Raw genomic sequence first — 26,408 nt, 5'->3', positions numbered from 1 at the left:
ACTACTGCCTTGAGGGTCGCCTGACATGGAGCGTCTGACACGCTTTTTTGCCGCTTTGACCCGTTGGGGCCTTGGGCTGTGCGCCTTGCTGCTGGTGTTGGCGGCAGTGTACGTGAGCCTGGGGCGTGAATTGACCCCGCTGGTGGCCGAATACCGCGCGGAAATCGAAGCCAAGGCCCAGGCTGCGGTGGACATGCCTGTGCACATCGGCAGCCTTGAAGGCCGCTGGAGCGGTTTTGCGCCCGTGTTGCTGGCCCACGACGTAATGGTCGGCGAGGGCAGCAGTGCCTTGCGCCTGGACCAGGTCGAAGTGGTGCCGGACATGTGGGCCAGCCTGATGGCGCGCGAAGTGCGTATTGCGCACCTGGAAGTCAGTGGCCTGCAACTGAGCGCCAAGGAAGACAAGGACGGCCATTGGGCGCTGCAAGGCTTGCCGATACAGGACGACCAGCCGCTGGACCCGGAGCAATTGCTCAAGCGCATGCAGATGGTCAAGCGCGTATCGCTGCTCGACAGCCAGGTCACCCTGCAACCGTTCGACCAGGCGCCGCTGACCCTGACGTATGTGGGCTTGAGCCTGCACACGGGCGTCACCCGCCAGCGCCTGGACGCTCGCCTGACCTTGCCCGACGGCCAGCCCCTGGCCCTGAGCCTGCGCAGCCGCATTCGCGCGAGCCAGTGGAAGGACGCTGAAGTCGAGGCCTACCTGAGCCTGCCGCAGAGCGACTGGGCCAAGTGGATCCCCGCCAGGCTGACCCAGCAGTGGAAACTCACGCAGTTCAAGGCCGGCGGTGAGTTCTGGCTGAACTGGGGTAAAGGCACGGTGCAACGTGCGGTCGTGCGCCTCAACTCGCCGCAGGTGAAGGGCAGCTACGCCGAACGCAAGCCGGTGCATATCGAAAACCTTGCACTCACGGCCTATCTGCAACGCAGCGATACCGGCTTGAAGGTGTTGTTTGATTCCCTGGCGATGAACCTGGGCGAGACCCGATGGGAATCGCGCCTGCAATTGCAGCAGACCCTGGCGACCGACACGGCCCAGGAAGCCTGGAAGCTGCAGGCTGACCGCCTTGACCTGACCCCCATCACACCGTTGCTCAACGCCCTGGCGCCGCTGCCGGAAGGCGTCGCCAAGACCGTCGAGCACCTAAAGGCCACCGGCCTGCTGCGTAATGTGCTGGTGGATTTCCGTCCTCAAGACACCACCGATCAAAAAGTCAGCTTTGCCGCCAACCTGGAGCGGGTCGGGTTTGACGCCTACTTCGGTGCGCCGGCCGCACGCAACGTTTCCGGCAGCATCAGCGGCGACCTGGGCCAGGGCGAGTTGCGCATGGACAGCAAGGATTTTTCCCTGCACCTCGATCCGATCTTCGCCAAGCCCTGGCAATACCTCCAGGCCAATGCACGCCTGACGTGGAAGCTGGATAAACAAGGCTTCACCCTGATCGCCCCGTATATCAAGGTGCTGGGGGAAGAGGGCAAGATCGCCGCCGATTTCCTGATTCGCCTGCATTTCGACCATAGCCAGGAAGACTATATGGACCTGCGGGTCGGTATGGTCGATGGCGATGGACGCTTTACCCCTAAATACCTGCCGGCCGTACTGAGCCCCGCGTTGGATGAGTGGCTGCGAACGGCAATTCTCAAGGGCGCGGTGGACCAGGGGTTCTTCCAGTACCAGGGCTCGCTGAACCACGACGCATTGCCGGCCGCGCGCAATATCAGCCTGTTCTTCAAGGTGCATGACGCCGAACTGGCGTTCCAGCCGGGTTGGCCCCATGTGAACAAGGTCAATGGTGAAGTGTTTGTCGAAGAGACGGGCGTACGCATCCTGGCCAGCAAGGGGCAGTTGCTCGACACCAAGGTCAAGGACGTCTACGTCAATATTCCCCACGCGCCGTCCGGCAAGGAAAGCCATCTGCTGCTTACCGGTGGTTTTGCCGGTGGCCTGGGTGATGGGCTGAAGATTCTCCAGGAAGCGCCAATTGGTACTGCCTCCACCTTCGCCGGCTGGAAAGGCGAGGGAGACCTGCAGGGCTCGCTGGATCTGGACGTTCCGCTGGTCAAGGGCATCGAGCCCAGGATCGTGGTGGATTTCCAGACTGACAAGGCACGCCTGCAATTGGCGGAACCGCCTCTGGACCTGACGCAGCTCAAGGGTAATTTCCGCTTCGATAGCGCCAAGGGCTTGAGCGGCGAAAAGATTACCGCCCAGGCATTTGACCGGCCGATCACCGCGCAGATCTTTGCCGATGGCAAGCCAGGCAATATCAGCACCCGTGTCGCTGCCAAGGGGCAGGTGACGGTCAAGCGTCTGACGGATTGGTTGAAAGTCAGTCAGCCGTTGCCGGTGTCCGGTGATATTTCGTATCAGTTACAGCTCAACCTGGACGGTGCCGACAGCCAACTGATGGTCAGCTCCAACCTCAAGGGCGTTGCGGTGGACTTGCCGGCGCCGTTCGGCATGCCGGCCAGCCAGGGACGTGACAGCGTATTCCGCATGACCTTGCAGGGGGCTGAGCGCCGCTACTGGTTTGATTACGGTGAGTTGGCCAACTTCACCTTTGCCGCGCCGCCGGACAAACTCAATGACGGCCGTGGCGAGTTGTTCCTTGGCGATGGCGATGCCGTGCTGCCAGGCGCCAAGGGCTTGCGCATCCGTGGCGTACTCTCGGAGCTGGATATCGACCCGTGGAAAAAACTGGTGAACCAGTATGCTGGCAATGACCCAGGTGGCAGTGCCAAGCAGCTGCTGAGCGGTGCCGAATTCAAGATTGGCAAGCTCACCGGCCTGGGTACCCAGTTCGATCAGGTTAACCTGCAGTTGGATCGAAAGCCCGCTGCCTGGGGCTTACAGTTCGACAGCCAGCAGGCCAAGGGGGCGGTGAACCTGCCGGATGCCAAGGGCGCGCCGATTGCGGTCAACCTGCAATACGTGAAGCTGCCGGCGGTGGACCCGACGGTACAGGCTGATGAAAATGCACCGGACCCGTTGGCCAGTATCGATCCCAAGGATATTCCGGCGCTGGATATCGCCATTGACCAGCTGTTCCAGGGGCCGGACCTGATTGGCGCCTGGTCACTCAAGATCCGGCCAACGGCCAAAGGCCTGGCCTTCAATACGCTGGACCTGGGCCTCAAGGGCATGCAACTCAAGGGCGCCGGCGGATGGGAAGGTGTCCCGGGTGACAGCAGCAGTTGGTACAAGGGGCGCCTGGACGGCAAGAACATCGCCGATGTACTCAAAGGCTGGGGCTATGCGCCCACGGTCACCAGCGAGGATTTCCACCTGGATGTGGATGGGCGGTGGCCGGGTTCGCCGGCCTGGGTCGGGCCTAAACGTTTCTCCGGCAGCCTGGATGCGACGTTCCGTAAAGGTCAGTTTGTCGAGGTGGAAGGTGGCGCCCAGGCGCTGCGGGTATTCGGCCTGCTCAACTTCAACTCCATCGGGCGCCGCCTGCGCCTGGACTTCTCCGACCTGCTGGGCAAGGGCTTGAGTTATGACCGGGTCAAGGGCCAATTGGTCGCCAGCAATGGCGTGTTCGTGACGCGCGAACCGATCACCATGACCGGCCCGTCGAGCAACCTGGAGCTCAACGGTACCCTGGACCTGGTGGCTGACCGTGTCGATGCGAAGTTGCTGGTGACGTTGCCGGTGACCAACAACCTGCCGATTGCCGCGCTGATCGTGGGCGCGCCGGCGATTGGTGGCGCACTGTTCCTGATCGACAAGCTGATCGGTGACCGTGTTTCGCGTTTCGCCAGCGTGCAATACAAGGTGGAAGGCCCATGGAAGGATCCAAAAATCACCTTCGACAAGCCCTTTGAAAAACCAAACTGAGAGCCTGTGGAGTAGCATGGCCCCATGCCTTTTACGGAGTATCGGCCCATGTCCTTTGCAGTAATCCAAATGGTCAGTCAGAGCGATGTGCTGGCCAACCTGGTCCAGGCCCGGCGCTTGTTGGAACAAGCGGCGGCCGGCGGTGCGAAGCTGGCGGTGCTGCCAGAAAACTTTGCCGCCATGGGCCGCCGCGACGTGGCGGATATCGGCCGCGCCGAGGCGCTGGGTGAAGGTCCGATCCTGCCATGGTTGAAACAGACCGCCCGCGACCTCACCTTATGGATAGTGGCTGGCACACTGCCGTTGCCGCCCAAGGATCAACCGCACGCCAAATCCAATGCCTGCTCGCTGCTGATCGATGATCGCGGCGAAGTCGTCGCCCGTTACGACAAGCTGCATTTGTTTGATGTGGACGTGGCGGACGCCCGGGGTCGCTATCGGGAGTCCGATGACTATGCTTTCGGGAGTAACGTGGTGGTGGCGGATACGCCGGTCGGCCGTTTGGGCCTGACGGTGTGCTACGACTTGCGCTTCCCCGAGCTGTACAGCGAGCTGCGCGCGGCGGGGGCTGAATTGATTACCGCGCCCTCGGCCTTTACCGCCGTGACCGGTGCCGCCCACTGGGATGTGCTGATTCGTGCACGGGCCATCGAAACCCAGTGTTACCTGCTGGCGGCCGCCCAGGGCGGTGTGCATCCAGGGCCACGGGAAACCTATGGTCATGCGGCGATCGTCGACCCATGGGGCCAGGTGTTGGCACAACAGGATCAAGGCGAAGCGGTGTTGCTGGCCGAACGCGATAGCAGTGAACAGGCGTCGATACGGGCGCGCATGCCGGTGGTCAACCATCGGCGCTTTTTCTCGCAGGGCGCCCAGCGGCCTGCTTCAGAACGATGAATTTAAGGCCAAACCTATGAGCGAGTTGTTGTCCTCAGTCAGTGAACACCTCCTGGCACCCGGTGGCGTGACCATCGAAAGCTTGCAAACCGTGCTCGGCGATCTGGCCGGGCCAGGCATCGATGCCGCCGACCTGTATTTCCAGGGGCAGATCTCCGAGTCCTGGGCCCTGGAAGATGGCATCGTCAAGGAAGGCAGTTTCAATCTTGACCAAGGTGTAGGCGTCCGCGCGCAATCCGGTGAAAAGACCGGTTTTGCCTACAGCAACGCGATCACTCTGGAGGCGTTGGGCCTGGCCGCACGTGCCGCGCGTTCGATCTCCCGTGCCGGTCAACATGGCACGGTACAGGCGTTCAGTACCCAGGACGTGGCGCAGTTGTATGCGCCGGACAACCCCCTGGAAGTGATCAGCCGCGCGGAAAAGGTCGAGTTGCTCAAGCGTATCGATGCGGCCACTCGCGCTCTGGACCCGCGTATCCAGCAGGTCTCCGTGAGCATGGCCGGTGTGTGGGAACGCATCCTGGTGGCGTCCACCGACGGGGGGCTGGCGGCGGACGTACGGCCGCTGGTGCGTTTCAATGTCAGCGTGATCGTCGAGCAGAACGGCCGCCGCGAGCGTGGCGGCCACGGCGGCGGCGGGCGTACCGACTACCGTTACTTCCTCACCGACGACCGTGCCATGGGCTATGCCCGTGAGGCTTTGCGCCAGGCGTTGGTGAACCTGGAAGCCATTCCTGCGCCGGCCGGCACGCTGCCGGTGGTGTTGGGCTCGGGCTGGTCCGGCGTATTGCTGCACGAGGCCGTGGGCCATGGCCTGGAAGGCGATTTCAACCGCAAGGGCAGTTCCGCCTACAGCGGGCGCATGGGCGAGATGGTTGCGTCCAAGCTCTGCACCATTGTCGATGATGGCACCCTGGCCGGTCGCCGCGGCTCGCTGAGCGTCGATGATGAAGGCACGCCGACCGAATGCACCACCTTGATTGAAAACGGTGTGCTCAAGGGCTACATGCAAGACAAGCTCAATGCCCGCCTGATGGGCGTTGCGCGCACCGGTAATGGCCGTCGCGAATCTTATGCGCACCTGCCGATGCCACGCATGACCAACACCTACATGCTCGGTGGCGAAAGCGACCCGGCGGAGATCATCGCCTCGGTGAAGCGTGGCATCTACTGCGCCAACCTCGGCGGCGGCCAGGTGGATATCACCAGCGGCAAGTTCGTGTTCTCTACCAGCGAGGCATACCTGATCGAAGACGGCAGGATTACCGCGCCGGTCAAAGGGGCAACGTTGATTGGCAATGGCCCGGAAGCCATGAGCAAGGTGTCGATGGTCGGCAATGACCTGGCCCTGGACAGTGGTGTGGGCATGTGCGGGAAGGATGGGCAGTCGGTGCCGGTAGGGGTCGGCCAGCCAACGCTGAAAATTGATGCGATCACCGTGGGTGGCACGGGGTCGTAAGGGGGGAGCTTCGGGTGGCGAAGACCGCCACCCGGGGAAGGGCATCAACGCAGACCGCGTTGAGTCTCGTCCAGCTCACGGATGTATTTGAAGATTTTACGGCTGGTGGCCGGCGCCTTGTTATGCGCCTGCTCGTGCTGGGCCTGACGGATCAGGGAGCGCAGTTGCTGGCGGTCCGCGTCCGGGTAGTCCAACACGAATTTCTCCAGCACCGCGTCATCGCCCGAGATCAGGCGGTCACGCCAACGTTCCAGGTTATGGAAACGTTCGTTGTACTGGCGAGTGGAGGCATCGGTTTGATCAAGCAAGGCGAGAATGGCGTCAGTGTCCTGATCGCGCATCAGCTTGCCGATAAACATGATGTGCCGTTTACGCGCGATATTCGCGGTGTGCTTGGGTGCGTCCGCAAGCGCCCGGCGCATTTCGTCGGTCAGTGGCAGTTTTGCAATCAAGTCTTTCTTGAGCGTTGTAAGGCGCTCGCCAAGGTCAACCAGAGCATGCAGCTCACGTTTGACCTGGGTTTTGCTTTTCTCCCCATCGAGGGAGTCGTCGTAAGAATCAACCATGGTGGCAGTCCGCAAAGAAACGCCGCCATGATAACCAGTCGGGGGCCGCTTGTCCGGCCCGGTCGCTCGATGGCCTTAACCGAAAGCAGAATTTGAGTGGAGAAAACCATGAGTGCAGCCCAAAGCGTCGGTCCGCAAGCGTTACCGGCCCTGCAGGAACAAGTCGAGCAGATCCTTGCCGAGGCCAAGCGCCAGGGGGCCAGTGCCTGTGAAGTGGCGGTGTCGCTGGAGCAGGGGTTGTCGACGTCGGTACGTCAACGGGAAGTGGAAACCGTCGAATTCAACCGTGACCAGGGATTTGGCATCACCTTGTATGTGGGGCAGCGCAAAGGTTCGGCCAGTACGTCGGCCAGCGGTCCGGAGGCCATACGCGAAACGGTTGCCGCGGCATTGGCGATTGCCCAGCACACTTCCGAGGATGAAAGCTCGGGCTTGGCCGATAAGGCGCTGATGGCCAAGGACTTGAAGGATTTCGATCTGTTCCATGCCTGGGACATCACGCCCGAGCGGGCCATCGAGCTGGCGCTGACCTGCGAAGCGGCGGCGTTCGATGCCGATGCCCGCATCAAGAACGCCGATGGCACCACGTTGAACACGCATCAGGGCTGTCGCGTCTACGGCAACAGCCACGGGTTTATCGGCGGGTATGCGTCCACGCGCCATAGTCTGAGCTGCGTGATGATCGCCGAGGCCAATGGCCAGATGCAGCGTGATTACTGGTACGACGTAAGTCGTCAGGGTGAGTTGCTGGCAGACCCGGTCAGCATTGGTCAGCGTGCCGCACAACGTGCCGCGAGCCGCCTGGGCGCGCGCCCGGTGCCGACGTGTGAAGTGCCTGTACTGTTTTCGGCGGAGCTGGCAGGCGGTCTGTTTGGCAGTTTCCTGGGGGCCATTTCTGGCGGCAACCTGTATCGCAAGTCTTCGTTCCTTGAAGGGGCGATTGGCCAGACGTTGTTTCCCGATTGGCTGACCATTGATGAGCGTCCGCACTTGATGCGGGCCATGGGCAGTTCGGCGTTCGATGGGGACGGCCTGGCCACGTATGCCAAGCCGTTCGTCGAAAACGGGGAGCTGGTGTCTTACGTACTCGGCACCTACTCAGGCCGCAAACTCGGCCTGCCAAGCACTGCCAACGCCGGTGGCGTGCATAACCTGTTCGTGACCCATGGCGATGAAGACCAGGCGGCGCTGTTGCGTCGCATGGGACGTGGTCTGTTGGTGACCGAATTGATGGGCCATGGCCTGAATATGGTCACTGGGGATTATTCCCGTGGCGCGGCGGGCTTCTGGGTGGAAAACGGTGAGATTCAGTTCGCCGTCCAGGAAGTGACCATCGCCGGCAACATGCGCGATATGTTCAAGCAGATCGTTGCCGTGGGAAATGACCTGGAGCTGCGCAGCAATATTCGCACAGGCTCGGTGCTGATCGAGCGGATGACTGTCGCAGGCAGCTAATCCCGCTACAGCGGCACAAAAAGGCGCGCCCTCTTACGGAGGGCGCGCCTTTTTTGTGGCCGTGTTTCAGGGGGATTGAGGTGCTACTCTTGTTTTGATTCTCAATATCATTTAATAATAAATATCATTACCGGATGAGTGTGGATCATGAGTTCTGTCCTGCATGAGGATCCTTACCTGGAAAGCTGGCGCTGGATGAGTCGCCAGATTCGCTGTGGTCTGGATCCCAATGAGCCTCGCCTGATCGAACATTACCTCAATGAGGGCCGATACCTGGCGTGCTGTACCGCGACCCATCCGTGGACCATCGCTGAAACCTCATTCCGCCTGCTGATCGACACCGCCAGCGATATTGCACTGCCGTGGCATTGGCGATCCCTGTGTCTGGATCAAGCCTGGCGCCCACTGCGCGACCTGGAAAAACTCTCTCACTGTGCCTGCCGCCTCAAGCGCTGGCAGACCTTTGCCTGGCAATTGGCGACCTGCGAACTGCTTCCCTCCATTTCCGTTTCTGACCTGGTGCAAGGATCTTCCGATGAGTAACACCCGTATCGAACGCGACAGCATGGGCGAACTGCAAGTCCCCGCCGAGGCCTTGTACGGTGCGCAAACCCAGCGCGCGGTGAACAACTTTCCGATCAGCCACCAACGCATGCCGGCGCAATTCATTCGCGCACTGATCCTGGCCAAGGCGGCGGCTGCCAAGGTCAACGTCGACCTCAAGCAGATCAGTGAAGGGCAGGGCAAAGCCATCGTCGATGCCGCCCAAGGCTTGCTCGAAGGCGATTACATGCGGCACTTCCCGGTGGATATCTTCCAGACCGGTTCCGGCACCAGTTCGAATATGAATGCCAACGAAGTGATTGCGACGCTCGCCAGCCGTTTGCTCGGCGAAGCGGTCAATCCCAACGATCATGTGAACTGCGGCCAAAGCAGCAACGACATCATTCCGACCACCATCCATGTCAGTGCTGCGCTGGTGCTGCACGAGCAAACGCTGCCGGCCCTGCTGCACCTGGTGCAGGTGATCGAGCAGAAAGCCGAAGAGGTTCACCCATTCATCAAGACCGGCCGCACGCACCTGATGGACGCCATGCCCGTGCGCATGAGCCAGGTGCTCAATGGTTGGGCCCAGCAACTCAAGGCCAACATCGGCCATCTGCAAGATTTGCTGCCGAGCCTGCAGGCTTTGGCCCAGGGCGGTACGGCGGTGGGCACCGGGATCAACGCGCACCCGGAATTCGCCGCGCGTTTCAGTCAACAGCTCAGTAGCCTGGCGGGTGTGAAATTCACCCCCGGCAAGAACCTGTTCGCGCTGATCGGCTCCCAGGACACTGCTGTCGCCGTCTCCGGCCAGTTGAAAGCCACCGCCGTATCGCTGATGAAAATTGCCAATGACCTGCGCTGGATGAACTCCGGCCCGCTGGCCGGCCTGGGGGAAATCGAACTGGAGGGCCTGCAGCCGGGGTCTTCGATCATGCCAGGCAAGGTCAATCCAGTGATTCCGGAAGCGACCGCCATGGTCGCTGCACAAGTCATCGGCAATGACACGGTGATCACCGTTGCCGGCCAATCCGGCAACTTCGAATTAAACGTGATGTTGCCGATCATTGCCCAGAACCTGCTCAGCAGCCTCGAGTTGCTGGCCAATTCCAGCCGTCTGCTGGCAGACAAGGCCATCGCCAGCTTCAAGGTCAACGAAGCCAAGCTCAAGGAAGCGCTGTCGCGCAACCCGATCCTGGTCACCGCACTCAACCCGATCATTGGTTACCAAAAGGCCGCTGAGATTGCCAAGAAAGCTTATCAGCAGGGCCGTCCGGTGATTGAGGTGGCCCTTGAGCACACCGACCTGCCCCGTAGCCAACTGGAAGTCCTGTTGGATCCGGAAAAACTCACGGCTGGCGGCGTGTAATCACCGACCCTGCTTTGGAGGCTCACCATGGAGCACTGGAAACGCACGATCGAACGGGCCAATCGCTGCTTTATGCAGGGCGAATTGGTTGACGCTCGCGAGGCCTATCTGCAAGCCCTGGCCCTGGCTCAAGTGCTGTTCGAGCGCTGGGCGAATGCCGACGAAGCAGTGGCGGCCTGCGTCATTTCCCATCACAACCTGGCGGATTTGCACCTGCGCCTGAATCAGCCCGAGGAAAGCGCCGAATACCTCTGCGCTATTCACCAGCGCTTGCTCCAGGCCATGCAGGACGTGCGCCTGAGCCCGCAGCTGCGGGAAGCGGCCCTGCGCCAGAGCAGTAAGACTTACGTCGAACTGTTGAATTTCATCAGCGATCACGGTGAGTACCCGCGCACCCATCGCTTGCTGGGCGGTACTGCGGTGCAGCCGACCACGTCTCAATACGGAGCACATTGATATGACCTACACCTTGCCTGCCTTGCCCTATGCCTACGATGCCCTGGAACCGCATATCGATGCGCAAACCATGGAGATTCACTACACCAAGCACCACCAGACCTACATCAATAACCTCAATGCGGCGGTCGAGGGCACCGAGTTTGCGGGCTGGCCTGTAGAGAAACTGGTGTCCAGCGTGCAGCAACTGCCGGAAAAACTGCGTGCGGCCGTCATCAACCAAGGCGGTGGCCACGCCAACCATTCACTGTTCTGGGCGGTGATGTCGCCTCAAGGTGGCGGCAAGCCCGACGGCGCGTTGGGAAAAGCCGTAGAAGAGCAACTCGGCGGTTTCGACAGTTTCAAGGAAGCCTTCACCAAAGCCGCCTTGACCCGTTTCGGCAGCGGTTGGGCGTGGTTGAGTGTCACTCCGCACAAGACGCTGATAGTGGAAAGCAGCGGCAACCAGGACAGCCCGTTGATGAATGGCAACACGCCAATCCTCGGCCTGGACGTCTGGGAGCATGCTTATTACCTGCGCTACCAGAACCGTCGCCCTGAATACATCAATGCGTTCTACAGCGTCATCAACTGGCCGGAAGTTGCCGCACGCTATCAGGCCGCGTTGGCCTGACATTCACCTCGATAACAAGATCTAAGGCCGACTATGGGCACTGAAACACTGGCGATCAGCAGCGTGCGAATGTTTCGTTATGCGTTTGGCTCGCTGCTGCTATTGGCAGGTACTGCATTGCTGGTGGCCCACGGGCTGGCCTGGCTGGATCTGGAGCCGCGCATCATGCGCGCCTTGCAGGGCGGGGCGATTTGCGCGCTTGGCACGGCGCTGGGGGCGGTTCCGGTCTTGGTGATTCGGCGGATGCCGGTGGCGTTGAGCGATACCTTGTTGGGCTTCGGTGCCGGTGTGATGCTGGCGGCGACCGCGTTTTCGCTGGTCGTGCCGGGAATTGCTGCGGCCGAAGCCCTTGGTCTTTCGCCCTGGGGTGCAGGTGGGCTGATCAGCTTCGGCATCATGCTGGGGGCATTCGGTTTGTATCTGGTGGACCGCAAGGTCTCCGGCGCCAGTCCGGAAATGTTGGTGGGCACACCGGATAAACCGGTGATTCCACCGCGTATCTGGCTGTTCGTGTTTGCCATCATCGCCCACAACATCCCCGAAGGCATGGCCGTTGGCGTCTCAGCCGGCGGCGGCATGCCGGATGCCGATAGCTTGGCCATGGGCATTGCTTTGCAGGATGTGCCCGAAGGTCTGGTCATTGCGCTGGTATTGGCTGGGGCAGGGATGTCGCGGATCAGGGCGTTCCTGATCGGCGCCGCGTCAGGCTTGGTGGAGCCGGTGTTCGCCGTGCTTTGCGCCTGGCTGGTGACCCTGGCCGAGGTGCTGTTACCGTTGGGCCTGGCACTGGCCGCTGGCGCGATGCTGTTGGTGGTCACCCACGAAGTGATCCCGGAGTCGCGCCGCAACGGTCACGAAAAACTCGCGAGCCTGGGGTTGTGCATGGGGTTCTGCTTGATGATGGTGATGGATACCGCCTTGGGGTGAGGCCTCAGCGGGGATAGGGGTTACTACTCACCCTCATCAAAGAAGTTGTTGATCAGCGCTACCAGGGCGTCCATTGCTTCCTGCTCTTGCTCGCCCTCGGTGCTCAAATGAATCTTGGTGCCCTTGCCGGCCGCCAACATCATCATCGCCATGATGCTTTTGCCATCGACCATGCTCTCCGGTGTACGCCCGGCGCGGATCTGGCAAGGGAACTGCCCGGCAATACCGACGAATTTGGCCGAGGCGCGGGCATGCAGGCCCAGCTTGTTGATGATTTCAATTTCCAGAGCGGGCATCGCGGGGGTGTTCCTTTCAGCTAAGGTCGCGGTGGCGAACCTGGACGTTCTTGAGGGTTTGTTGCAGCACCTGGCCCAGGCGCTCGGTCAGGTAGACAGAGCGGTGGTGACCGCCGGTGCAGCCGATGGCAATGGTGACATAGGCTCGGTTGCTCGCGGCAAAGCGCGGCAACCATTTGAGCAGGTAGCTGGAAATGTCCTGGAACATCTCCTCCACATCCGGTTGCGCGGCCAGGTAATCGGCCACAGGCTGATCCAGCCCCGACTGGTCGCGCAGTTCCGGCTTCCAATAAGGATTGGGCAGGCAGCGCACGTCGAACACCAGGTCGGCATCCACCGGCATGCCACGCTTGAAACCAAAGGACTCGACCAGAAATGCAGTGCCAGGCTCCGGCTGGTTCAGCAGGCGTAGCTTGATGGCATCGCGCAACTGGTACAGGTTGAGGCTGGTGGTGTTGATCTTGAGGTCAGCGAGGTCAATGATCGGCCCGAGCAGCTTGGTTTCATCCTCGATGGCTTCGGCCAGGGAGCGGTGTGGGCTGCTGAGGGGGTGACGTCTACGGGTCTCTGAGAAGCGCTTGAGCAGGGTTTCTTCGTCGGCGTCCAGATATAGCACATCGCAATGAATGTGTTTGGCACGCACCTCTTCGAGCAATTCCGGAAAACGCGTGAGGTGGCTCGGCAGGTTGCGGGCGTCAATCGAAACGGCGACCAGAGGTTGTGCCAATTCGGTATGGATCAGTGCCCGCTCCGCCAATTCCGGGAGCAGGCCGGCGGGCAGGTTGTCGATGCAATAGAAGCCGTTGTCCTCAAGGACGTTGAGGGCGGTACTTTTACCCGAGCCGGAGCGGCCGCTGACGATGATCAAACGCATGATTACTGCCCGTTTTGCTCATCCAGGACAACTTGATACAGCGCCTCGTTGCTACTGGCACTGCGCAGTTTGTCGCGTACTTCCTTGCGGTCGAGCATGCTTGCGATCTGCCGAAGCAGTTCCAGGTGTGCATCGGTGGCGGCCTGTGGGACCAGCAGAACAAACAGCAGGTCTACCGGGGCGCCGTCGATCGCGTCGAAATCGATAGGTGCGTCCAGGTGCAGCAGGGCGCTGACAGGTGACTCGCAGCCTTTGAGGCGGCAGTGGGGAATGGCGATGCCGTTGCCAAAACCGGTGGAGCCGAGTTTTTCACGGGCAATCAGAGCCTCAAAGACATCTTGCATCTCCAGTTCAGGCACTTGGCTGCTGATCAGGTTGGCAATTTGTTCGAGGGCTTTCTTCTTGCTGCCGCCCGGCACGTTCACGAGGGAACGGCCGGGGGTCAGGATGGTTTCAAGTCGGATCATGGGGGGAGAGTTAACGACCTGTGCCCTGAAGCAGGCTCAGATTCTTTTCCTTATGCTTTTTGAGTTGGCGGTCAAGCTTGTCTGTGAGCAAGTCGATTGATGCATACATGTCTTCATGTTCGGCATTGGCGACCACTTCTCCACCGGGTATCTGAAGAGTCGCTTCGATTTTCTGCTGAAGCTTGTCGACCTTCATGATGACCTGCACGTTGGTGATCTTGTCGAAATGACCCTCAAGCTTCCTCAGCTTCTGCTCGACGTAGTCGCGTAGTGGAGGGGTGACTTCTACATGGTGTCCACTGATGTTGACTTGCATACAGCTTCTCCTTCGTTGCCAGTGCATAAAGCGGCGGGTAGGAATACCCACCACTGGAACGCTGTGGCCCGCCCGTCACATCAAACGCTTACGCTCGCTGGAAGGCGCGATCCCAAGGGACTCGCGGTACTTGGCGACGGTTCGACGGGCAACCTGAATGCCTTGTGCCTCCAGTAAACCAGCGATCTTGCTGTCACTCAACGGCTTTTTCTGATTTTCCGCAGCAACCAGTTTTTTGATGATTGCGCGGATCGCCGTGGACGAGCATTCGCCGCCTTCGGATGTGCTGACATGACTGGAGAAAAAGTATTTCAGCTCATATATGCCCCGTGGGGTATGCATGAATTTTTGTGTGGTCACCCGGGAAATCGTCGATTCGTGCATGCCCACCGCTTCTGCGATGTCGTGCAGGACCAGCGGTTTCATCGCCTCGTCACCATATTCCAGGAAGCCGCGCTGATGCTCGACGATCTGGGTGGCCACTTTCATCAGGGTTTCGTTGCGGCTCTGCAGGCTCTTGATGAACCAGCGCGCTTCCTGCAACTGGTTGCGCATGAAGGTGTTGTCGGCGCTGGTGTCGGCACGGCGCACAAAACCGGCATATTGCGGGTTGACCCGCAGGCGCGGCACCGACTCCTGGTTCAGTTCCACCAACCAGCGCTCGTTGTCCTTGCGCACGATCACGTCGGGAACGACGTATTCGGCTTCGCTGGACTCGATCTGCGAGCCTGGACGCGGGTTGAGGCTTTGCACCAGCTCGATGACCTGGCGCAGGTCGTCTTCCTTGAGCTTCATGCGCCGCATCAACTGGCTATAGTCGCGGCTGCCCAGCAGGTCGATATAGTCGGTGACCAGGCGCTGGGCCTCGGCGAGCCATGGGGTCTTGGCGGGCAGCTGGCGCAGTTGCAGCAGCAGGCATTCGCTCAGGGTGCGGGCACCGATGCCGGCGGGCTCGAACTGTTGGATGCGGTGCAGGACCGCTTCGATTTCGTCCAGCTCGATGTCCAGTTCCGGGTCGAAGGCCTCGAGAATCTCTTCGAGCGTCTCGTCCAGGTAACCCTGGTTATTGATGCAGTCGATCAGGGTCACGGCGATCAGGCGATCGGTGTCCGACATCGGCGCGAGGTTCAGTTGCCACAGCAGATGGCTCTGCAGGCTCTCGCCGGCGGAAGTGCGGGTGGTGAAGTCCCACTCGTCATCGTCATTACTGGGCAAGCTGCTGGCGCTGGTCTGGTAGACGTCCTCCCAGGCGGTGTCCACCGGGAGTTCGTTGGGAATGCGTTCGTTCCAATCGCCTTCCTCAAGGTTATCCACCGTGGGGGCGGTTTCCTGGTAGGAGGGTTCCTGTACGTCGGAATTGGGTTTTTGCTCGATGTTGTCGGCCAATGGGTCTGCATTATCGAAGTCGTCGCCTTCTTCCTGGCGTTCGAGCATCGGATTGGACTCCAGGGCCTCCTGGATTTCCTGTTGCAGGTCCAGGGTCGACAATTGGAGCAGGCGGATGGCCTGTTGCAGCTGCGGTGTCATCGTCAGCTGCTGGCCCATTCTCAGGACTAGCGATGGTTTCATGGCAGGGGCTTAACACCTTATTCGCCGGCGCAATGCGCCATCCACGACAGGGCGCGTGAGCGCCAAACATAAGCAAATTATATGCCTGATATCGGGGGCTTTGCCTAGAGCGCGGTAACAATAAAAATCCGGAGGTTTTCATTGACTCCCGCGCGTCGGGCAAACGACCTGCCGCCGCCTTGTTTTTGCAGGCGGCCTTACAGGCGGAACTCGTGACCCAGGTACACTTCCTTGACCAGTTCGTTGGCCAGGATGGTGGCAGAGTCGCCCTCGGCGATCAGCTGGCCATCGTTGACGATATACGCGGTTTCGCAGATATCGAGGGTCTCACGCACGTTGTGGTCAGTGATCAGTACACCGATGCCCTTGGCCTTGAGGTGGTGGATGATCTGCTTGATGTCGCCGACCGAGATGGGGTCGACGCCGGCAAACGGTTCGTCCAGCAGGATGAACTTGGGGGCAGTGGCCAGGGCGCGGGCGATTTCCACGCGACGACGCTCACCACCGGACAGGCTCATGCCAAGGTTGTCGCGAATATGGTTGATGTGGAATTCCTGGAGCAGGCTTTCCAATTCTTTGCGGCGGCCTTCACGGTCGAGTTCCTTGCGGGTTTCAAGGATGGCCATGATGTTGTCGGATACCGACAGCTTGCGGAAGATCGACGCTTCCTGCGGAAGATAGCCGATACCTGCGCGGGCACGGCCATGCATTGGCTGGTGGCTGACATCCAGGTCGTCGATCAGTACGCGACCTTGGTCCGCCTGGACCAGGCCGACGATCATGTAGAAGCAGGTGGTCTTGCCGGCGCCGTTAGGGCCAAGCAAGCCGACGATCTGGCCGCTGTCGATCGACAGGCTGACGTCGCGCACGACCTGACGGCTTTTATAGGCCTTGGCCAGATGCTGGGCTTTCAGGGTTGCCATTACTCGGCCTTCTTCTTCGGCTGGATAACCATGTCGATACGTGGGCGTGGCGCGGTGACCTTGCTGCCATTGGCGCGACCGGCGTTGGCGATCTGCTTCACGGTGTCATAGGTGATCTTCTCGCCTTCCGTGGAGTTGCCATCGGGGCTGAGTACCTTGGCCTGGTCGATCAGCACGATGCGATTCTGCTGGGCGTGATACTGGATGGTCTTGCCGTAGCCCTTCATCGGGCCGGTGTCGGTAGCCGACTGCTTCTGTTCGAAGTAAGCCAGGTTGCCCACCGAAGTCACCACGTCGATATCGCCCGCCTGGGTGCGCGTCAGTGTCACCGTGTTGCCGGTGATCTTCATCGAGCCCTGGGTGATGATCACGCCGCCGGTATAGGTGGCGACGCCTTGCTTGTCATCCAGCTGCGCATCGTCAGCCGAGATGTGGATCGGTTGCTGGCTATCGTTCGGCAGAGCCCAGGCGCTCACGCTTCCCAGTGCTGCGCCCAGACCGAGCAAAATAGGGAGAGTTTTAACGAGCCTCATACTGTCCTCTTACGTTCGATAGCAGGTGTATCCTGCTTTCTTTCAAATACGCTTTCATTCCCTTGCCAGTCGATACACCGCCAGCGCCGTCGATTCTAACGTCTTGCTCGGTCTGCGCATATTGCTTCTGTGGGAATACGGTCATGCGACTGCTGGTAATCACGGTGTCACGGTTTTTGGCGTCAGTACGCGCCACGCGTACCGAGTCAATCAGTTCTACCTCGGTGCCGTCCGGGTTCACCTCGCCACGCTTGCTCGTGACATGCCATGGGAACTCGGTGCCGCGGTACAGGTTCAGGTCCGGGTTAGTCAGCAGGGTGACTTCGGTGGCCTTCAAATGCTCGACTTTGTCCGAGGTCATTTCGTACTGCACCTTGCCGTCAGGCAGGAACTGCACGCTGTAGGCATTGGTTGCGTAATAGTCGATAGCCCCTTCTTCAACCTGCGCTGCAGGCTGGTCGAGGAAGCGCCCCGGGCTGATATTCCAGTAGCCCACCGCGAGGAACAGTGCGGCGATGACTCCGAATAGCAGGAAGTTGCGAATCTTTTTACTCAGCATAAAACGCTCTATAGGTAGGCGGCGTGGGCCGCTTCAAGACTGCCCTGGGCTCGCAGGATCAGTTCACAGAACTCGCGGGCGGCACCTTCGCCGCCACGGGCGGTGGTGACGCCATGGGCGTGCTCGCGAACAAACGTCGCCGCATTGGCGACGGCCATGCCCAGGCCCACTCGGCGAATGACCGGCAAGTCGGGCAGATCATCGCCCAGATAGGCGACCTGCTCATAGCTTAGGTTGAGTTGGCCAAGAAGCTCGTCCAGAACCACCAGTTTATCCTCGCGGCCCTGATACAGGTGAGGAATACCGAGGTTTTGTGCGCGGCGTTCCACAACGGGGGTTTTTCTGCCGCTGATAATCGCCGTTTGCACGCCCGAAGCCATCAGCATCTTGATGCCCTGGCCGTCGAGGGTATTGAACGTCTTGAATTCGCTGCCATCTTCGAGAAAGTACAGGCGGCCATCGGTCAGCACGCCGTCAACGTCGAAAATCGCCAGTTTGATGTGTTTGCCGCGTTGCAACAGGTCGCTGGTCATTTACATCACTCCCGCACGCAGCAAGTCGTGCATGTTCAGGGCGCCAACCGGGTGGTCGTCGCTATCGACCACCACCAGCGCGCCGATCTTGTGGTCTTCCATGATCTTCAAAGCTTCGGCCGCCAGCATTTCAGGGCGTGCAGTCTTGCCATGGGGGGTCATCACGGCGTCGATGGTCGCGGTGCGGATATCGATGGTGCGGTCCAGGGTGCGGCGCAGGTCACCGTCAGTGAATACCCCGGCCAGGCGCCCGTCGGCTTCCAGGATCACGGTCATGCCCAGGCCCTTGCGGGTCATTTCCATCAGCGCGTCCTTCAGCAGGGTGCCGCGCTGGACGTGGGGCAATTCCTCGCCCGAATGCATGACGTTTTCCACTTTCAGCAGCAGGCGGCGGCCCAAGGCACCACCCGGGTGGGAAAATGCGAAGTCTTCAGCGGTGAATCCACGGGCTTCCAGCAGCGCCACGGCCAGGGCGTCGCCCATGACCAGGGCGGCGGTGGTGGAGGAGGTCGGCGCCAGGTTCAGCGGGCAGGCCTCGTGGTCCACGTGAACATTCAGGTTCACGTCGGCGGCCTTGGCCAGGGTGGATTCCGGGTTGCCGGTGAGGCTGATCATCTTGATGCCCAGGCGCTTGATCAGCGGCAGCAGGGTCACGATTTCGTTGGTGGTGCCGGAGTTGGACAGCGCCAGGATGATGTCATCCTTGGTGATCATGCCCATGTCGCCGTGGCTGGCTTCGGCCGGATGCACGAAAAATGCGGTAGTCCCGGTGCTGGCCAGGGTGGCGGCGATCTTGTTGCCGACGTGGCCCGATTTGCCCATGCCAACCACGACAACACGGCCCTTGCTGGCCAGGATCATCTCGCAGGCGCGTACGAAATCTGCGTCGATATGGGCCAGCAAGCCTTCTACGGCTTCAACTTCGAGGCGGATGGTGCGTTGCGCGGATTGAATAAGGTCGCTGGATTGGCTCATGTCTGAAGTCGTATAGCCTGACGAAAAGTCGGCGATTATAGCGGTAATGATCAATTCCCTCACGCAAGTTCGTCAGGCTTTATTCAACGAATGCCTGAGATCGATCCTCAGTAACATAGCCAGCAACGTTTTTTCCCTGTCCTTAAACTGAACTAGCGCAGTTCCGGCCTTGGGCGCCCTGTACCAGCAGTGATATAGTTCGCCGCCAGTTCGGTCCGCCCAGCCCATGTGGCTATCTATATGCGTCACCGTTGCAAACGTTTGTCGCATGCATGGTGTCTGAGTGAGAGGCTGCATCCCAAGGAGTTTAGATGAGTGCCGATAACGCCTACGCGGTCGAGCTGAAGGGACTGACCTTCAAGCGCGGGACGCGCAGCATCTTCAATAACGTCGATATTCGCATTCCCCGCGGCAAGGTCACGGGCATCATGGGTCCGTCCGGTTGCGGCAAGACCACGCTGCTGCGTCTGATGGGCATGCAATTGCGCCCCAGCGCCGGTGAAGTATGGGTCAACGGCCAGAACCTGCCGACACTGTCGCGCAGCGATCTGTTCGATGCGCGCAAGCATATGGGGGTGCTGTTCCAGAGCGGTGCGCTGTTTACCGACCTCGATGTGTTCGAGAACGTGGCATTTCCGTTGCGGGTGCATACCCAGCTGTCCGATGAAATGATTCGTGACATTGTGTTGCTGAAATTGCAGGCCGTGGGCCTTCGCGGCGCCATCGACCTGATGCCCGACGAACTGTCCGGCGGCATGAAGCGCCGCGTGGCCCTGGCGCGCGCCATTGCCCTCGACCCGCAGATCCTCATGTACGACGAGCCCTTCGTCGGCCAGGATCCGATTGCCATGGGCGTGCTGGTACGCCTGATCCGTCTGCTCAACGATGCCCTGGGTATCACCAGCATCGTGGTCTCCCACGACCTTGCAGAAACCGCGAGCATTGCCGATTACCTTTATGTAGTCGGCGATGGCCAGGTGCTGGGGCAGGGTACGCCTGAAGAACTGATGAACGCCGACAACCCGCGTATTCGCCAATTCATGACCGGCGATCCCGATGGCCCCGTGCCTTTTCACTTTCCGGCAGCGGATTACCGCTCAGACCTTCTGGGGAAGCGCTGATGCGCAAGACATCTCTTATCGAGAAGGTTCGCCTTTTCGGTCGATCCGGTATCGACATCGTCGAAGTGCTGGGCCGCTCGACGATTTTCCTGTTTCACGCGTTGCTCGGCCGCGGTGGCATTGGTGGCGGCTTCGGCCTGTTGATCAAGCAGTTGCATTCGGTGGGCGTGATGTCCCTGGTGATCATTGTGGTCTCCGGGGTGTTCATCGGGATGGTGCTGGCGTTGCAGGGCTTCAATATCCTGTCCAGCTACGGTTCGGAGCAGGCAGTGGGGCAGATGGTTGCCCTGACGCTGCTGCGTGAGCTGGGGCCGGTCGTGACTGCGTTGCTGTTCGCCGGGCGTGCAGGTTCTGCGTTGACCGCCGAAATCGGCAACATGAAGTCCACCGAGCAGTTGTCCAGCCTGGAAATGATCGGCGTGGACCCGCTCAAGTACATTGTTGCCCCGCGCCTGTGGGCCGGCTTTATTTCCCTGCCGTTGCTGGCGATGATCTTCAGCGTGGTCGGTATCTGGGGCGGCTCGTGGGTGGCGGTGGACTGGCTGGGCGTCTATGACGGCTCCTACTGGGCCAACATGCAAAACAGCGTGACCTTCAGCGGTGACGTGCTCAACGGCATCATAAAGAGCATCGTCTTCGCCTTTGTAGTGACCTGGATCGCCGTATTCCAAGGCTATGACTGTGAGCCCACTTCAGAAGGGATCAGTCGCGCCACCACCAAGACCGTTGTGTACGCCTCGTTGGCAGTACTGGGCCTTGACTTCATTTTGACCGCCTTGATGTTTGGAGATTTCTGATGCAAAACCGCACTGTGGAAATCGGTGTCGGCCTTTTCTTGCTGGCTGGCATCCTGGCTTTACTGTTGCTGGCCCTGCGAGTCAGCGGCCTTTCGGCCAGCCCCACCGCCGATACTTATAAACTTTACGCGTACTTCGACAATATCGCCGGTTTGACTGTCAGAGCTAAAGTGACCATGGCCGGTGTGACCATCGGCAAGGTCACGGCAATCGATCTGGATCGCGACAGCTTCACCGGGCGAGTGACGATGCAACTGGACAAGAAGGTAGATAATCTGCCGACCGACTCCACTGCATCTATCCTCACTGCGGGTCTGCTGGGCGAGAAGTACATCGGTGTCAGCGTGGGCGGGGAAACAGCCCTGCTCAAGGATGGCTCGACCATCCACGACACGCAGTCGTCGCTGGTACTTGAAGACCTGATCGGTAAATTCCTGCTCAATACGGTCAATAAAGACGCCAAATGAGGAATCTGTACATGATCTCTACCTTGCGACGTGGCCTCCTGGTACTGCTGGCAGCGCTGCCGTTGATGGCCAACGCAGCGGGTTCTGCGCACGAACTGGTGCAGGACACTACCAACAGGATGTTGGCTGACCTGACTGCCAATAAAGAGCAGTACAAGCAAGACCCGAGCAAATTCTACGAAGCACTGAATACCATCGTCGGCCCGGTCGTCGATGCTGAAGGTATTTCGCGCAGCATCATGACGGTCAAATATTCGCGCAAGGCCACCCCTGCGCAAATGCAGACGTTCCAGGAAAACTTCAAGCGCGGCCTGTTCCAGTTCTATGGCAACGCTTTGCTTGAGTACAACAACCAGGGCATTACCGTCGCTCCCGCCGGGGATGAGTCGGGCGACCGCACCAGTGTCAACATGAGTGTCAAGGGCAACAATGGTGCCGTCTACCCTGTGCAGTACACGTTGGAGAAGATCAATGGCGAGTGGAAACTGCGCAATGTGATCATCAATGGCATCAACATCGGCAAGCTGTTCCGTGACCAGTTCGCCGACGCCATGCAGCGCAATGGCAACGACCTGGACAAAACCATCAATGGTTGGGCCGGTGAAGTCGCCAAGGCCAAGGAAGAGACCGATAAAGCCGCTGGGAAACCTGCCCAATGACCGAGTCGGCTGTTCGTCTCGGCGACGCGGGCGAGCTGTTCCTCAGCGGCGTGCTCGATTACCGCACCGGGCCTGACCTGCGCAAGCAGGGCCAGGCGCTGATCAAGACCAGCACGGCCCCTGCGCTGGTGCTGGATTGCTCGGCGGTAACCAAGTCCAGCAGTGTCGGCTTGTCGTTGCTGCTGTGTTTCATGCGCGATGCCGAAGCGGCCAAAAAGTCGGTCACCCTTCGTGCATTGCCCGAAGACATGCGTGAAATCGCCGAAGTTTCCGGTTTGACCGAGCTGTTGGCGCATCCTTAATACACATTATCGATAAAGCCCCCCGTCAGAGTCCTGCTATGCGGGGTTCGCAGGCGCGGGGCTTTTTTGTATGATGTGCGACCCGTGCGCACTGGGCGCCGATAGAGGTTGATCATGCAGGCCCTAGAAGTTAAGAGCTTTCTCGAAGGAAAGCTGCCGGATACGAACGTAGAAGTTGAAGGCGAAGGCTGCAACTTCCAGCTGAACGTGATTAGCGATGAACTGGCGGCACTCAGCCCGGTCAAGCGTCAGCAGCAGATCTATGCCCATTTGAACCCGTGGATCACCGATGGCAGCATCCACGCGGTCACTATGAAATTTTTCAGCCGCGCGGCCTGGGCCGAGCGCACCTGAGCCCCCAAGGCGTCGAGATTCTTATGGATAAATTGATTATTACCGGCGGTGCCCGCCTTGATGGCGAGATTCGCATTTCCGGTGCGAAAAACTCTGCCTTGCCGATCCTGGCTGCGACCCTGCTGTGCGATGGCCCTGTGACCGTGGCCAACCTGCCGCACCTGCACGACATCACCACCATGATCGAGCTGTTTGGTCGCATGGGTATCGAGCCGGTAATCGACGAAAAGTTGGCCGTCGAAATCGATCCGCGCACCATCAAGACCCTGATCGCCCCGTACGAACTGGTGAAGACCATGCGTGCGTCGATCCTGGTACTGGGCCCGATGGTCGCCCGTTTCGGCGAAGCCGAAGTCGCATTGCCTGGCGGTTGCGCCATTGGCTCGCGTCCGGTGGACCTGCACATCCGTGGCCTCGAGGCCATGGGCGCGACCATCGACGTCGAAGGCGGCTACATCAAGGCCAAGGCGCCGGAAGGCGGCCTGCGTGGCGCCAACTTCTTCTTTGATACCGTCAGTGTGACCGGTACCGAGAACATCATGATGGCTGCCGCCCTGGCCAACGGCCGCAGTGTGCTGCAAAACGCTGCGCGCGAGCCTGAAGTGGTCGACCTGGCCAACTTCCTGATCGCCATGGGTGCCAACATCACCGGCGCCGGCACCGACACCATCACCATCGACGGTGTGAAACGCCTGCACCCGGCCACCTACAAAGTGATGCCGGACCGCATCGAGACCGGTACCTACCTGGTGGCTGCCGCCGTCACCGGTGGTCGCGTCAAGGTCAAGGACACCGATCCGACCATCCTGGAAGCGGTCCTGGAAAAACTGCGCGAAGCCGGTGCCGAAATCACCACCGGTGAGGACTGGATCGAGCTGAACATGCACGGCAAGCGGCCAAAAGCCGTTAACGTGCGTACCGCTCCGTACCCGGCGTTCCCGACCGACATGCAGGCGCAGTTCATCTCCTTGAACGCCATTGCCGAAGGCACGGGTGCCGTGATCGAGACCATCTTCGAAAACCGCTTCATGCACGTGTACGAACTGCACCGCATGGGCGCGAAGATCCAGGTCGAAGGCAACACTGCCATCGTGACCGGCACCGAGAAGCTCAAGGGCGCGCCAGTCATGGCCACCGACCTGCGCGCGTCGGCCAGCCTGGTGATCTCGGCGCTGATCGCCGAAGGCGATACCCTCATCGACCGCATCTACCACATCGACCGTGGTTACGAGTGCATCGAAGAAAAACTGCAGATGCTCGGCGCGAAAATCCGCCGCGTACCGGGCTAGTCCCCGGAGTGATCTGTGGCGAGGGAGCAAGATCCCTCGCCACAGGGCTGTGCTTGCTGTTAGCTGAATTTGTTTCAAATCGAGGCTGTCATGGCCTCGATCTGTGTCTGGCGCCGTTTGCGACCGGGCAGCAATAGCCTGATGAAGGACTGACGTTTCCCATGTTGACCATCGCACTGTCCAAGGGCCGCATCCTTGACGACACTTTGCCGCTTCTGGCTGAAGCGGGCATCGTGCCGACCGAGAATCCGGACAAGAGCCGCAAGCTGATCATCCCAACGACCCAGGACGACGTTCGCCTGCTGATCGTACGGGCTACCGACGTGCCGACCTATGTTGAACATGGTGCAGCCGACCTCGGTGTCGCCGGTAAAGACGTGCTGATGGAATACGGCGGCCAAGGCCTGTACGAGCCGCTGGACCTGCGCATTGCCCTGTGCAAGCTGATGACCGCCGGCCGTGTCGCTGATGTCGAGCCTAAAGGCCGCCTGCGCGTGGCCACCAAGTTCGTCAACGTCGCCAAGCGCTACTACGCCGAGCAAGGCCGCCAGGTCGACATCATCAAGCTCTACGGCTCGATGGAGCTGGCGCCGCTGATCGGCCTGGCCGACAAGATCATCGACGTGGTCGACACCGGTAACACCCTGCGTGCCAACGGTCTCGAGCCACAGGACTTTATCGCCGACATCAGCTCTCGGCTGATCGTCAACAAAGCGTCGATGAAGATGCAGCACGCCCGTATCCAGGCGTTGATCGACACCCTGCGCCAGGCAGTGGAGTCTCGACACCGCGGTTGACTCACCCGCGTAGCTGAAAAGCTGCGCCCGTCTATCCGCCTCATAGCCAGAATTCTCAGGTGCCCAAGCGGAAATGACTGCTAGTTTAGGGCGCTTGAGTTTTTGCCAATTCTATTGAGGCCCTCGCTATGACCACGTCCACTGCAATTGCCCGACTCAACGCTGCCGACCCGGATTTCGCCCGTCATCTGGATCATCTGCTGAGCTGGGAAAGCGTGTCCGACGACTCGGTCAACCAGCGGGTCCTCGACATTATCAAGGCCGTGCGCGAGCGCGGTGATGCGGCGCTGGTGGATTTCACCCGGCAGTTCGACGGTCTGGACGTCAAGTCCATGTCCGACCTGATCCTGCCCCGCGAACGCCTGGAACTGGCCCTGACGCGCATCACCGCGCCCCAGCGCCAGGCCCTCGAAGTCGCCGCGACCCGAGTGCGCAGCTACCACGAAAAACAGAAGCAGGATTCCTGGAGCTATACCGAGGCTGACGGCACCGTACTGGGCCAGAAGGTCACGCCCCTGGACCGTGCCGGTTTGTACGTGCCGGGTGGCAAAGCCTCGTATCCCTCGTCGGTATTGATGAACGCGATTCCCGCCAAGGTGGCCGGCGTGACCGAAGTGGTCATGGTGGTACCGACCCCGCGCGGTGAAATCAACGAACTGGTACTCGCTGCCGCCTGTATTGCCGGTGTCGACCGCGTGTTTACCATCGGCGGTGCCCAAGCGGTTGCCGCCCTGGCTTATGGCACCGAAAGTGTGCCGAAGGTCGACAAGGTGGTCGGCCCCGGCAACATCTACGTGGCCACTGCCAAGCGCCACGTGTTCGGCCAGGTCGGTATCGACATGATCGCTGGCCCTTCGGAAATCCTCGTGGTGTGCGACGGCCAGACCGACCCGGACTGGATCGCCATGGACCTGTTCTCCCAGGCCGAGCACGATGAGGACGCCCAGGCGATCCTGGTCAGCCCGGACGCCGAGTTCCTCGACAAGGTCGCCGCCAGCATCAATAAGCTGCTGCCGACCATGGACCGTGCCGAGATCATCGAGAAATCGATCAATGGCCGTGGCGCGCTGATCCTGGTGCGTGACATGGAGCAGGCTATCGAAGTGGCCAACCGTATCGCGCCGGAGCACCTGGAGCTGTCCGTGGCCGATCCACAGGCCTGGCTGCCGTCGATTCGCCATGCGGGTGCGATCTTCATGGGCCGCCACACCAGCGAAGCCCTGGGCGACTACTGCGCCGGCCCCAACCACGTCTTGCCAACCTCTGGCACCGCGCGCTTCTCGTCGCCGCTGGGGGTGTATGACTTCCAGAAGCGTTCGTCGATCATCTTCTGCTCGCCACAAGGCGCGTCCGAGTTGGGCAAGACCGCCTCGGTGCTGGCCCGTGGTGAATCCCTGAGCGCCCACGCCCGTAGCGCTGAGTATAGAATCCTGGAAGAGGGGAAATAACAC

The 26,408-nt window shown here is 60.3% G+C and carries 29 protein-coding genes; 18 read left to right on the top strand and 11 right to left on the bottom strand.

Annotated features, from left to right (window positions below; genetic code table 11):
* Positions 1 to 25 precede the first annotated feature (25 nt).
* The 3 genes from Q8X51_RS06955 to tldD are packed head-to-tail and all read left to right on the top strand — an operon-like array spanning position 26 to position 6,197.
* On the top strand, positions 26 to 3,841 hold the full coding sequence (locus Q8X51_RS06955; RefSeq protein WP_323145739.1) for a YhdP family protein: 3,816 nt from the start codon (positions 26 to 28) through the stop codon (positions 3,839 to 3,841).
* A gap of 48 nt (positions 3,842 to 3,889) precedes the next feature.
* Entirely contained in the window at positions 3,890 to 4,738 is an 849-nt protein-coding gene (locus tag Q8X51_RS06950) for a carbon-nitrogen hydrolase family protein (protein WP_065924299.1), read from the top strand.
* A 16-nt stretch (positions 4,739 to 4,754) separates the two neighbouring features.
* The gene (tldD, locus tag Q8X51_RS06945; protein ID WP_065924298.1) at positions 4,755 to 6,197 is read left to right on the top strand and encodes a metalloprotease TldD; all 1,443 of its coding nucleotides are present in this window, start codon (positions 4,755 to 4,757) and stop codon (positions 6,195 to 6,197) included.
* A 44-nt stretch (positions 6,198 to 6,241) separates the two neighbouring features.
* On the opposite strand, the gene yjgA is transcribed toward tldD, so the two are convergent.
* Positions 6,242 to 6,763 (bottom strand): ribosome biogenesis factor YjgA, encoded by a 522-nt coding sequence (yjgA, locus tag Q8X51_RS06940; protein ID WP_017138246.1) that lies wholly within the window; start codon positions 6,761 to 6,763, stop codon positions 6,242 to 6,244.
* Between the two features lie 108 nt (positions 6,764 to 6,871).
* Here yjgA and pmbA point away from each other — a divergent pair, with 108 nt between their 5' ends.
* From pmbA to Q8X51_RS06910, 6 genes are all read left to right on the top strand, one after another.
* Entirely contained in the window at positions 6,872 to 8,218 is a 1,347-nt protein-coding gene (gene pmbA / locus Q8X51_RS06935) for a metalloprotease PmbA (protein ID WP_065924297.1), read from the top strand.
* Positions 8,219 to 8,365: 147 nt separating this feature from the next.
* On the top strand, positions 8,366 to 8,761 hold the full coding sequence (locus tag Q8X51_RS06930) for a hypothetical protein (RefSeq protein WP_027604820.1): 396 nt from the start codon (positions 8,366 to 8,368) through the stop codon (positions 8,759 to 8,761).
* Complete coding sequence (locus Q8X51_RS06925) at positions 8,754 to 10,130, top strand: class II fumarate hydratase (RefSeq protein ID WP_065947116.1); 1,377 nt, start codon at positions 8,754 to 8,756, stop codon at positions 10,128 to 10,130. The genes Q8X51_RS06930 and Q8X51_RS06925 overlap by 8 nt, the downstream gene beginning before the upstream one ends.
* A gap of 27 nt (positions 10,131 to 10,157) precedes the next feature.
* Entirely contained in the window at positions 10,158 to 10,586 is a 429-nt protein-coding gene (locus tag Q8X51_RS06920) for a hypothetical protein (protein ID WP_024073462.1), read from the top strand.
* Between the two features lies 1 nt (position 10,587).
* Positions 10,588 to 11,199, top strand: a complete 612-nt coding sequence (locus Q8X51_RS06915; protein ID WP_323145736.1) for a superoxide dismutase — start codon at positions 10,588 to 10,590, stop codon at positions 11,197 to 11,199.
* Positions 11,200 to 11,232: 33 nt separating this feature from the next.
* On the top strand, positions 11,233 to 12,126 hold the full coding sequence (locus tag Q8X51_RS06910) for a ZIP family metal transporter (RefSeq protein WP_065924294.1): 894 nt from the start codon (positions 11,233 to 11,235) through the stop codon (positions 12,124 to 12,126).
* A gap of 23 nt (positions 12,127 to 12,149) precedes the next feature.
* Here the strand turns inward: Q8X51_RS06910 and Q8X51_RS06905 are convergent, their stop codons facing one another.
* The 10 genes from Q8X51_RS06905 to Q8X51_RS06860 all read right to left on the bottom strand — a co-directional run bounded on the left by Q8X51_RS06905 (position 12,150) and on the right by Q8X51_RS06860 (position 19,171).
* Positions 12,150 to 12,422: an HPr family phosphocarrier protein gene (locus Q8X51_RS06905; RefSeq protein WP_027604815.1), complete on the bottom strand. Its 273-nt coding sequence runs from the start codon at positions 12,420 to 12,422 to the stop codon at positions 12,150 to 12,152.
* A gap of 16 nt (positions 12,423 to 12,438) precedes the next feature.
* A complete protein-coding gene (rapZ, locus tag Q8X51_RS06900) occupies positions 12,439 to 13,296 on the bottom strand; it encodes an RNase adapter RapZ (RefSeq protein WP_027604814.1) in 858 nt (285 codons plus the stop codon).
* 2 nt (positions 13,297 to 13,298) lie between these two features.
* Positions 13,299 to 13,763, bottom strand: coding sequence for a PTS IIA-like nitrogen regulatory protein PtsN (gene ptsN / locus Q8X51_RS06895; RefSeq protein ID WP_065924293.1), 465 nt, complete (start codon positions 13,761 to 13,763; stop codon positions 13,299 to 13,301).
* 10 nt (positions 13,764 to 13,773) lie between these two features.
* Complete coding sequence (gene hpf, locus Q8X51_RS06890) at positions 13,774 to 14,079, bottom strand: ribosome hibernation-promoting factor, HPF/YfiA family (protein WP_027604812.1); 306 nt, start codon at positions 14,077 to 14,079, stop codon at positions 13,774 to 13,776.
* A 75-nt stretch (positions 14,080 to 14,154) separates the two neighbouring features.
* The gene (locus Q8X51_RS06885) at positions 14,155 to 15,648 is read right to left on the bottom strand and encodes an RNA polymerase factor sigma-54 (RefSeq protein WP_065924292.1); all 1,494 of its coding nucleotides are present in this window, start codon (positions 15,646 to 15,648) and stop codon (positions 14,155 to 14,157) included.
* 197 nt (positions 15,649 to 15,845) lie between these two features.
* Positions 15,846 to 16,571 (bottom strand): LPS export ABC transporter ATP-binding protein, encoded by a 726-nt coding sequence (gene lptB / locus Q8X51_RS06880; protein ID WP_027604810.1) that lies wholly within the window; start codon positions 16,569 to 16,571, stop codon positions 15,846 to 15,848.
* On the bottom strand, positions 16,571 to 17,104 hold the full coding sequence (gene lptA, locus Q8X51_RS06875; RefSeq protein ID WP_027604809.1) for a lipopolysaccharide transport periplasmic protein LptA: 534 nt from the start codon (positions 17,102 to 17,104) through the stop codon (positions 16,571 to 16,573). The genes lptB and lptA overlap by 1 nt, the downstream gene beginning before the upstream one ends.
* Positions 17,091 to 17,663 carry an LPS export ABC transporter periplasmic protein LptC gene (lptC, locus tag Q8X51_RS06870; protein ID WP_065924291.1) on the bottom strand — a complete coding sequence of 191 codons (573 nt, stop codon included), beginning with the start codon at positions 17,661 to 17,663 and terminating at the stop codon, positions 17,091 to 17,093. The genes lptA and lptC overlap by 14 nt, the downstream gene beginning before the upstream one ends.
* A gap of 8 nt (positions 17,664 to 17,671) precedes the next feature.
* Positions 17,672 to 18,196, bottom strand: coding sequence for a KdsC family phosphatase (locus Q8X51_RS06865; protein WP_027604807.1), 525 nt, complete (start codon positions 18,194 to 18,196; stop codon positions 17,672 to 17,674).
* A complete protein-coding gene (locus tag Q8X51_RS06860) occupies positions 18,197 to 19,171 on the bottom strand; it encodes a KpsF/GutQ family sugar-phosphate isomerase (RefSeq protein WP_027604806.1) in 975 nt (324 codons plus the stop codon).
* A 311-nt stretch (positions 19,172 to 19,482) separates the two neighbouring features.
* On the opposite strand from Q8X51_RS06860, the gene Q8X51_RS06855 reads away from it, so the two are divergent.
* From Q8X51_RS06855 to hisD, 9 genes are all read left to right on the top strand, one after another.
* Positions 19,483 to 20,292 (top strand): ATP-binding cassette domain-containing protein, encoded by an 810-nt coding sequence (locus tag Q8X51_RS06855; RefSeq protein ID WP_003171811.1) that lies wholly within the window; start codon positions 19,483 to 19,485, stop codon positions 20,290 to 20,292.
* Entirely contained in the window at positions 20,292 to 21,089 is a 798-nt protein-coding gene (gene mlaE / locus Q8X51_RS06850) for a lipid asymmetry maintenance ABC transporter permease subunit MlaE (protein ID WP_010213107.1), read from the top strand. Before Q8X51_RS06855 ends, mlaE begins: the two co-directional genes overlap by 1 nt.
* Entirely contained in the window at positions 21,089 to 21,556 is a 468-nt protein-coding gene (gene mlaD, locus Q8X51_RS06845) for an outer membrane lipid asymmetry maintenance protein MlaD (RefSeq protein WP_003171814.1), read from the top strand. Before mlaE ends, mlaD begins: the two co-directional genes overlap by 1 nt.
* Before the next feature lie 11 nt (positions 21,557 to 21,567).
* Positions 21,568 to 22,215 carry an MlaC/ttg2D family ABC transporter substrate-binding protein gene (locus Q8X51_RS06840; protein ID WP_065924288.1) on the top strand — a complete coding sequence of 216 codons (648 nt, stop codon included), beginning with the start codon at positions 21,568 to 21,570 and terminating at the stop codon, positions 22,213 to 22,215.
* The gene (locus tag Q8X51_RS06835; RefSeq protein WP_065924287.1) at positions 22,212 to 22,517 is read left to right on the top strand and encodes an STAS domain-containing protein; all 306 of its coding nucleotides are present in this window, start codon (positions 22,212 to 22,214) and stop codon (positions 22,515 to 22,517) included. The genes Q8X51_RS06840 and Q8X51_RS06835 overlap by 4 nt, the downstream gene beginning before the upstream one ends.
* A 114-nt stretch (positions 22,518 to 22,631) precedes the next feature.
* Positions 22,632 to 22,871: a BolA family protein gene (locus Q8X51_RS06830; RefSeq protein WP_027604803.1), complete on the top strand. Its 240-nt coding sequence runs from the start codon at positions 22,632 to 22,634 to the stop codon at positions 22,869 to 22,871.
* 23 nt (positions 22,872 to 22,894) lie between these two features.
* The gene (gene murA, locus Q8X51_RS06825; RefSeq protein WP_034102217.1) at positions 22,895 to 24,160 is read left to right on the top strand and encodes a UDP-N-acetylglucosamine 1-carboxyvinyltransferase; all 1,266 of its coding nucleotides are present in this window, start codon (positions 22,895 to 22,897) and stop codon (positions 24,158 to 24,160) included.
* A 161-nt stretch (positions 24,161 to 24,321) separates the two neighbouring features.
* Complete coding sequence (gene hisG / locus Q8X51_RS06820) at positions 24,322 to 24,957, top strand: ATP phosphoribosyltransferase (protein ID WP_407693127.1); 636 nt, start codon at positions 24,322 to 24,324, stop codon at positions 24,955 to 24,957.
* A 128-nt stretch (positions 24,958 to 25,085) separates the two neighbouring features.
* Positions 25,086 to 26,405 carry a histidinol dehydrogenase gene (gene hisD, locus Q8X51_RS06815; RefSeq protein ID WP_407693128.1) on the top strand — a complete coding sequence of 440 codons (1,320 nt, stop codon included), beginning with the start codon at positions 25,086 to 25,088 and terminating at the stop codon, positions 26,403 to 26,405.
* The last annotated feature ends 3 nt before the right edge of the window (positions 26,406 to 26,408 follow it).

It is taken from the genome of Pseudomonas sp. Yb2C2 (assembly GCF_052112325.1).
GTDB classification, from domain to species: domain Bacteria; phylum Pseudomonadota; class Gammaproteobacteria; order Pseudomonadales; family Pseudomonadaceae; genus Aquipseudomonas; species Aquipseudomonas marginalis.
Note: the sequence above shows the minus strand (reverse complement) of the source record. Positions and strands in the feature narration are given on the sequence as shown.

Bases quoted from the DNA above. Each gene is read 5' to 3' on its own strand.
- Q8X51_RS06885 (WP_065924292.1), bottom strand. From the start codon at position 15,648: ATGAAACCATCGCTAGTCCTGAGAATGGGCCAGCAGCTGACGATGACA.
- mlaD (WP_003171814.1), top strand. From the start codon at position 21,089: ATGCAAAACCGCACTGTGGAAATCGGTGTCGGCCTTTTCTTGCTGGCT.
- Q8X51_RS06840 (WP_065924288.1), top strand. From the start codon at position 21,568: ATGATCTCTACCTTGCGACGTGGCCTCCTGGTACTGCTGGCAGCGCTG.
- murA (WP_034102217.1), top strand. From the start codon at position 22,895: ATGGATAAATTGATTATTACCGGCGGTGCCCGCCTTGATGGCGAGATT.
- Q8X51_RS06950 (WP_065924299.1), top strand. From the start codon at position 3,890: ATGTCCTTTGCAGTAATCCAAATGGTCAGTCAGAGCGATGTGCTGGCC.
- Q8X51_RS06905 (WP_027604815.1), bottom strand. From the start codon at position 12,422: ATGCCCGCTCTGGAAATTGAAATCATCAACAAGCTGGGCCTGCATGCC.
- lptB (WP_027604810.1), bottom strand. From the start codon at position 16,571: ATGGCAACCCTGAAAGCCCAGCATCTGGCCAAGGCCTATAAAAGCCGT.
- Q8X51_RS06930 (WP_027604820.1), top strand. From the start codon at position 8,366: ATGAGTTCTGTCCTGCATGAGGATCCTTACCTGGAAAGCTGGCGCTGG.
- lptC (WP_065924291.1), bottom strand. From the start codon at position 17,663: ATGCTGAGTAAAAAGATTCGCAACTTCCTGCTATTCGGAGTCATCGCC.
- Q8X51_RS06860 (WP_027604806.1), bottom strand. From the start codon at position 19,171: ATGAGCCAATCCAGCGACCTTATTCAATCCGCGCAACGCACCATCCGC.
- pmbA (WP_065924297.1), top strand. From the start codon at position 6,872: ATGAGTGCAGCCCAAAGCGTCGGTCCGCAAGCGTTACCGGCCCTGCAG.
- hisD (WP_407693128.1), top strand. From the start codon at position 25,086: ATGACCACGTCCACTGCAATTGCCCGACTCAACGCTGCCGACCCGGAT.
- rapZ (WP_027604814.1), bottom strand. From the start codon at position 13,296: ATGCGTTTGATCATCGTCAGCGGCCGCTCCGGCTCGGGTAAAAGTACC.
- tldD (WP_065924298.1), top strand. From the start codon at position 4,755: ATGAGCGAGTTGTTGTCCTCAGTCAGTGAACACCTCCTGGCACCCGGT.
- Q8X51_RS06855 (WP_003171811.1), top strand. From the start codon at position 19,483: ATGAGTGCCGATAACGCCTACGCGGTCGAGCTGAAGGGACTGACCTTC.
- Q8X51_RS06830 (WP_027604803.1), top strand. From the start codon at position 22,632: ATGCAGGCCCTAGAAGTTAAGAGCTTTCTCGAAGGAAAGCTGCCGGAT.
- Q8X51_RS06955 (WP_323145739.1), top strand. From the start codon at position 26: ATGGAGCGTCTGACACGCTTTTTTGCCGCTTTGACCCGTTGGGGCCTT.
- lptA (WP_027604809.1), bottom strand. From the start codon at position 17,104: ATGAGGCTCGTTAAAACTCTCCCTATTTTGCTCGGTCTGGGCGCAGCA.
- mlaE (WP_010213107.1), top strand. From the start codon at position 20,292: ATGCGCAAGACATCTCTTATCGAGAAGGTTCGCCTTTTCGGTCGATCC.
- Q8X51_RS06915 (WP_323145736.1), top strand. From the start codon at position 10,588: ATGACCTACACCTTGCCTGCCTTGCCCTATGCCTACGATGCCCTGGAA.
- Q8X51_RS06865 (WP_027604807.1), bottom strand. From the start codon at position 18,196: ATGACCAGCGACCTGTTGCAACGCGGCAAACACATCAAACTGGCGATT.
- Q8X51_RS06835 (WP_065924287.1), top strand. From the start codon at position 22,212: ATGACCGAGTCGGCTGTTCGTCTCGGCGACGCGGGCGAGCTGTTCCTC.
- hpf (WP_027604812.1), bottom strand. From the start codon at position 14,079: ATGCAAGTCAACATCAGTGGACACCATGTAGAAGTCACCCCTCCACTA.
- ptsN (WP_065924293.1), bottom strand. From the start codon at position 13,763: ATGATCCGACTTGAAACCATCCTGACCCCCGGCCGTTCCCTCGTGAAC.
- hisG (WP_407693127.1), top strand. From the start codon at position 24,322: ATGTTGACCATCGCACTGTCCAAGGGCCGCATCCTTGACGACACTTTG.
- Q8X51_RS06910 (WP_065924294.1), top strand. From the start codon at position 11,233: ATGGGCACTGAAACACTGGCGATCAGCAGCGTGCGAATGTTTCGTTAT.
- yjgA (WP_017138246.1), bottom strand. From the start codon at position 6,763: ATGGTTGATTCTTACGACGACTCCCTCGATGGGGAGAAAAGCAAAACC.
- Q8X51_RS06925 (WP_065947116.1), top strand. From the start codon at position 8,754: ATGAGTAACACCCGTATCGAACGCGACAGCATGGGCGAACTGCAAGTC.
- Q8X51_RS06920 (WP_024073462.1), top strand. From the start codon at position 10,158: ATGGAGCACTGGAAACGCACGATCGAACGGGCCAATCGCTGCTTTATG.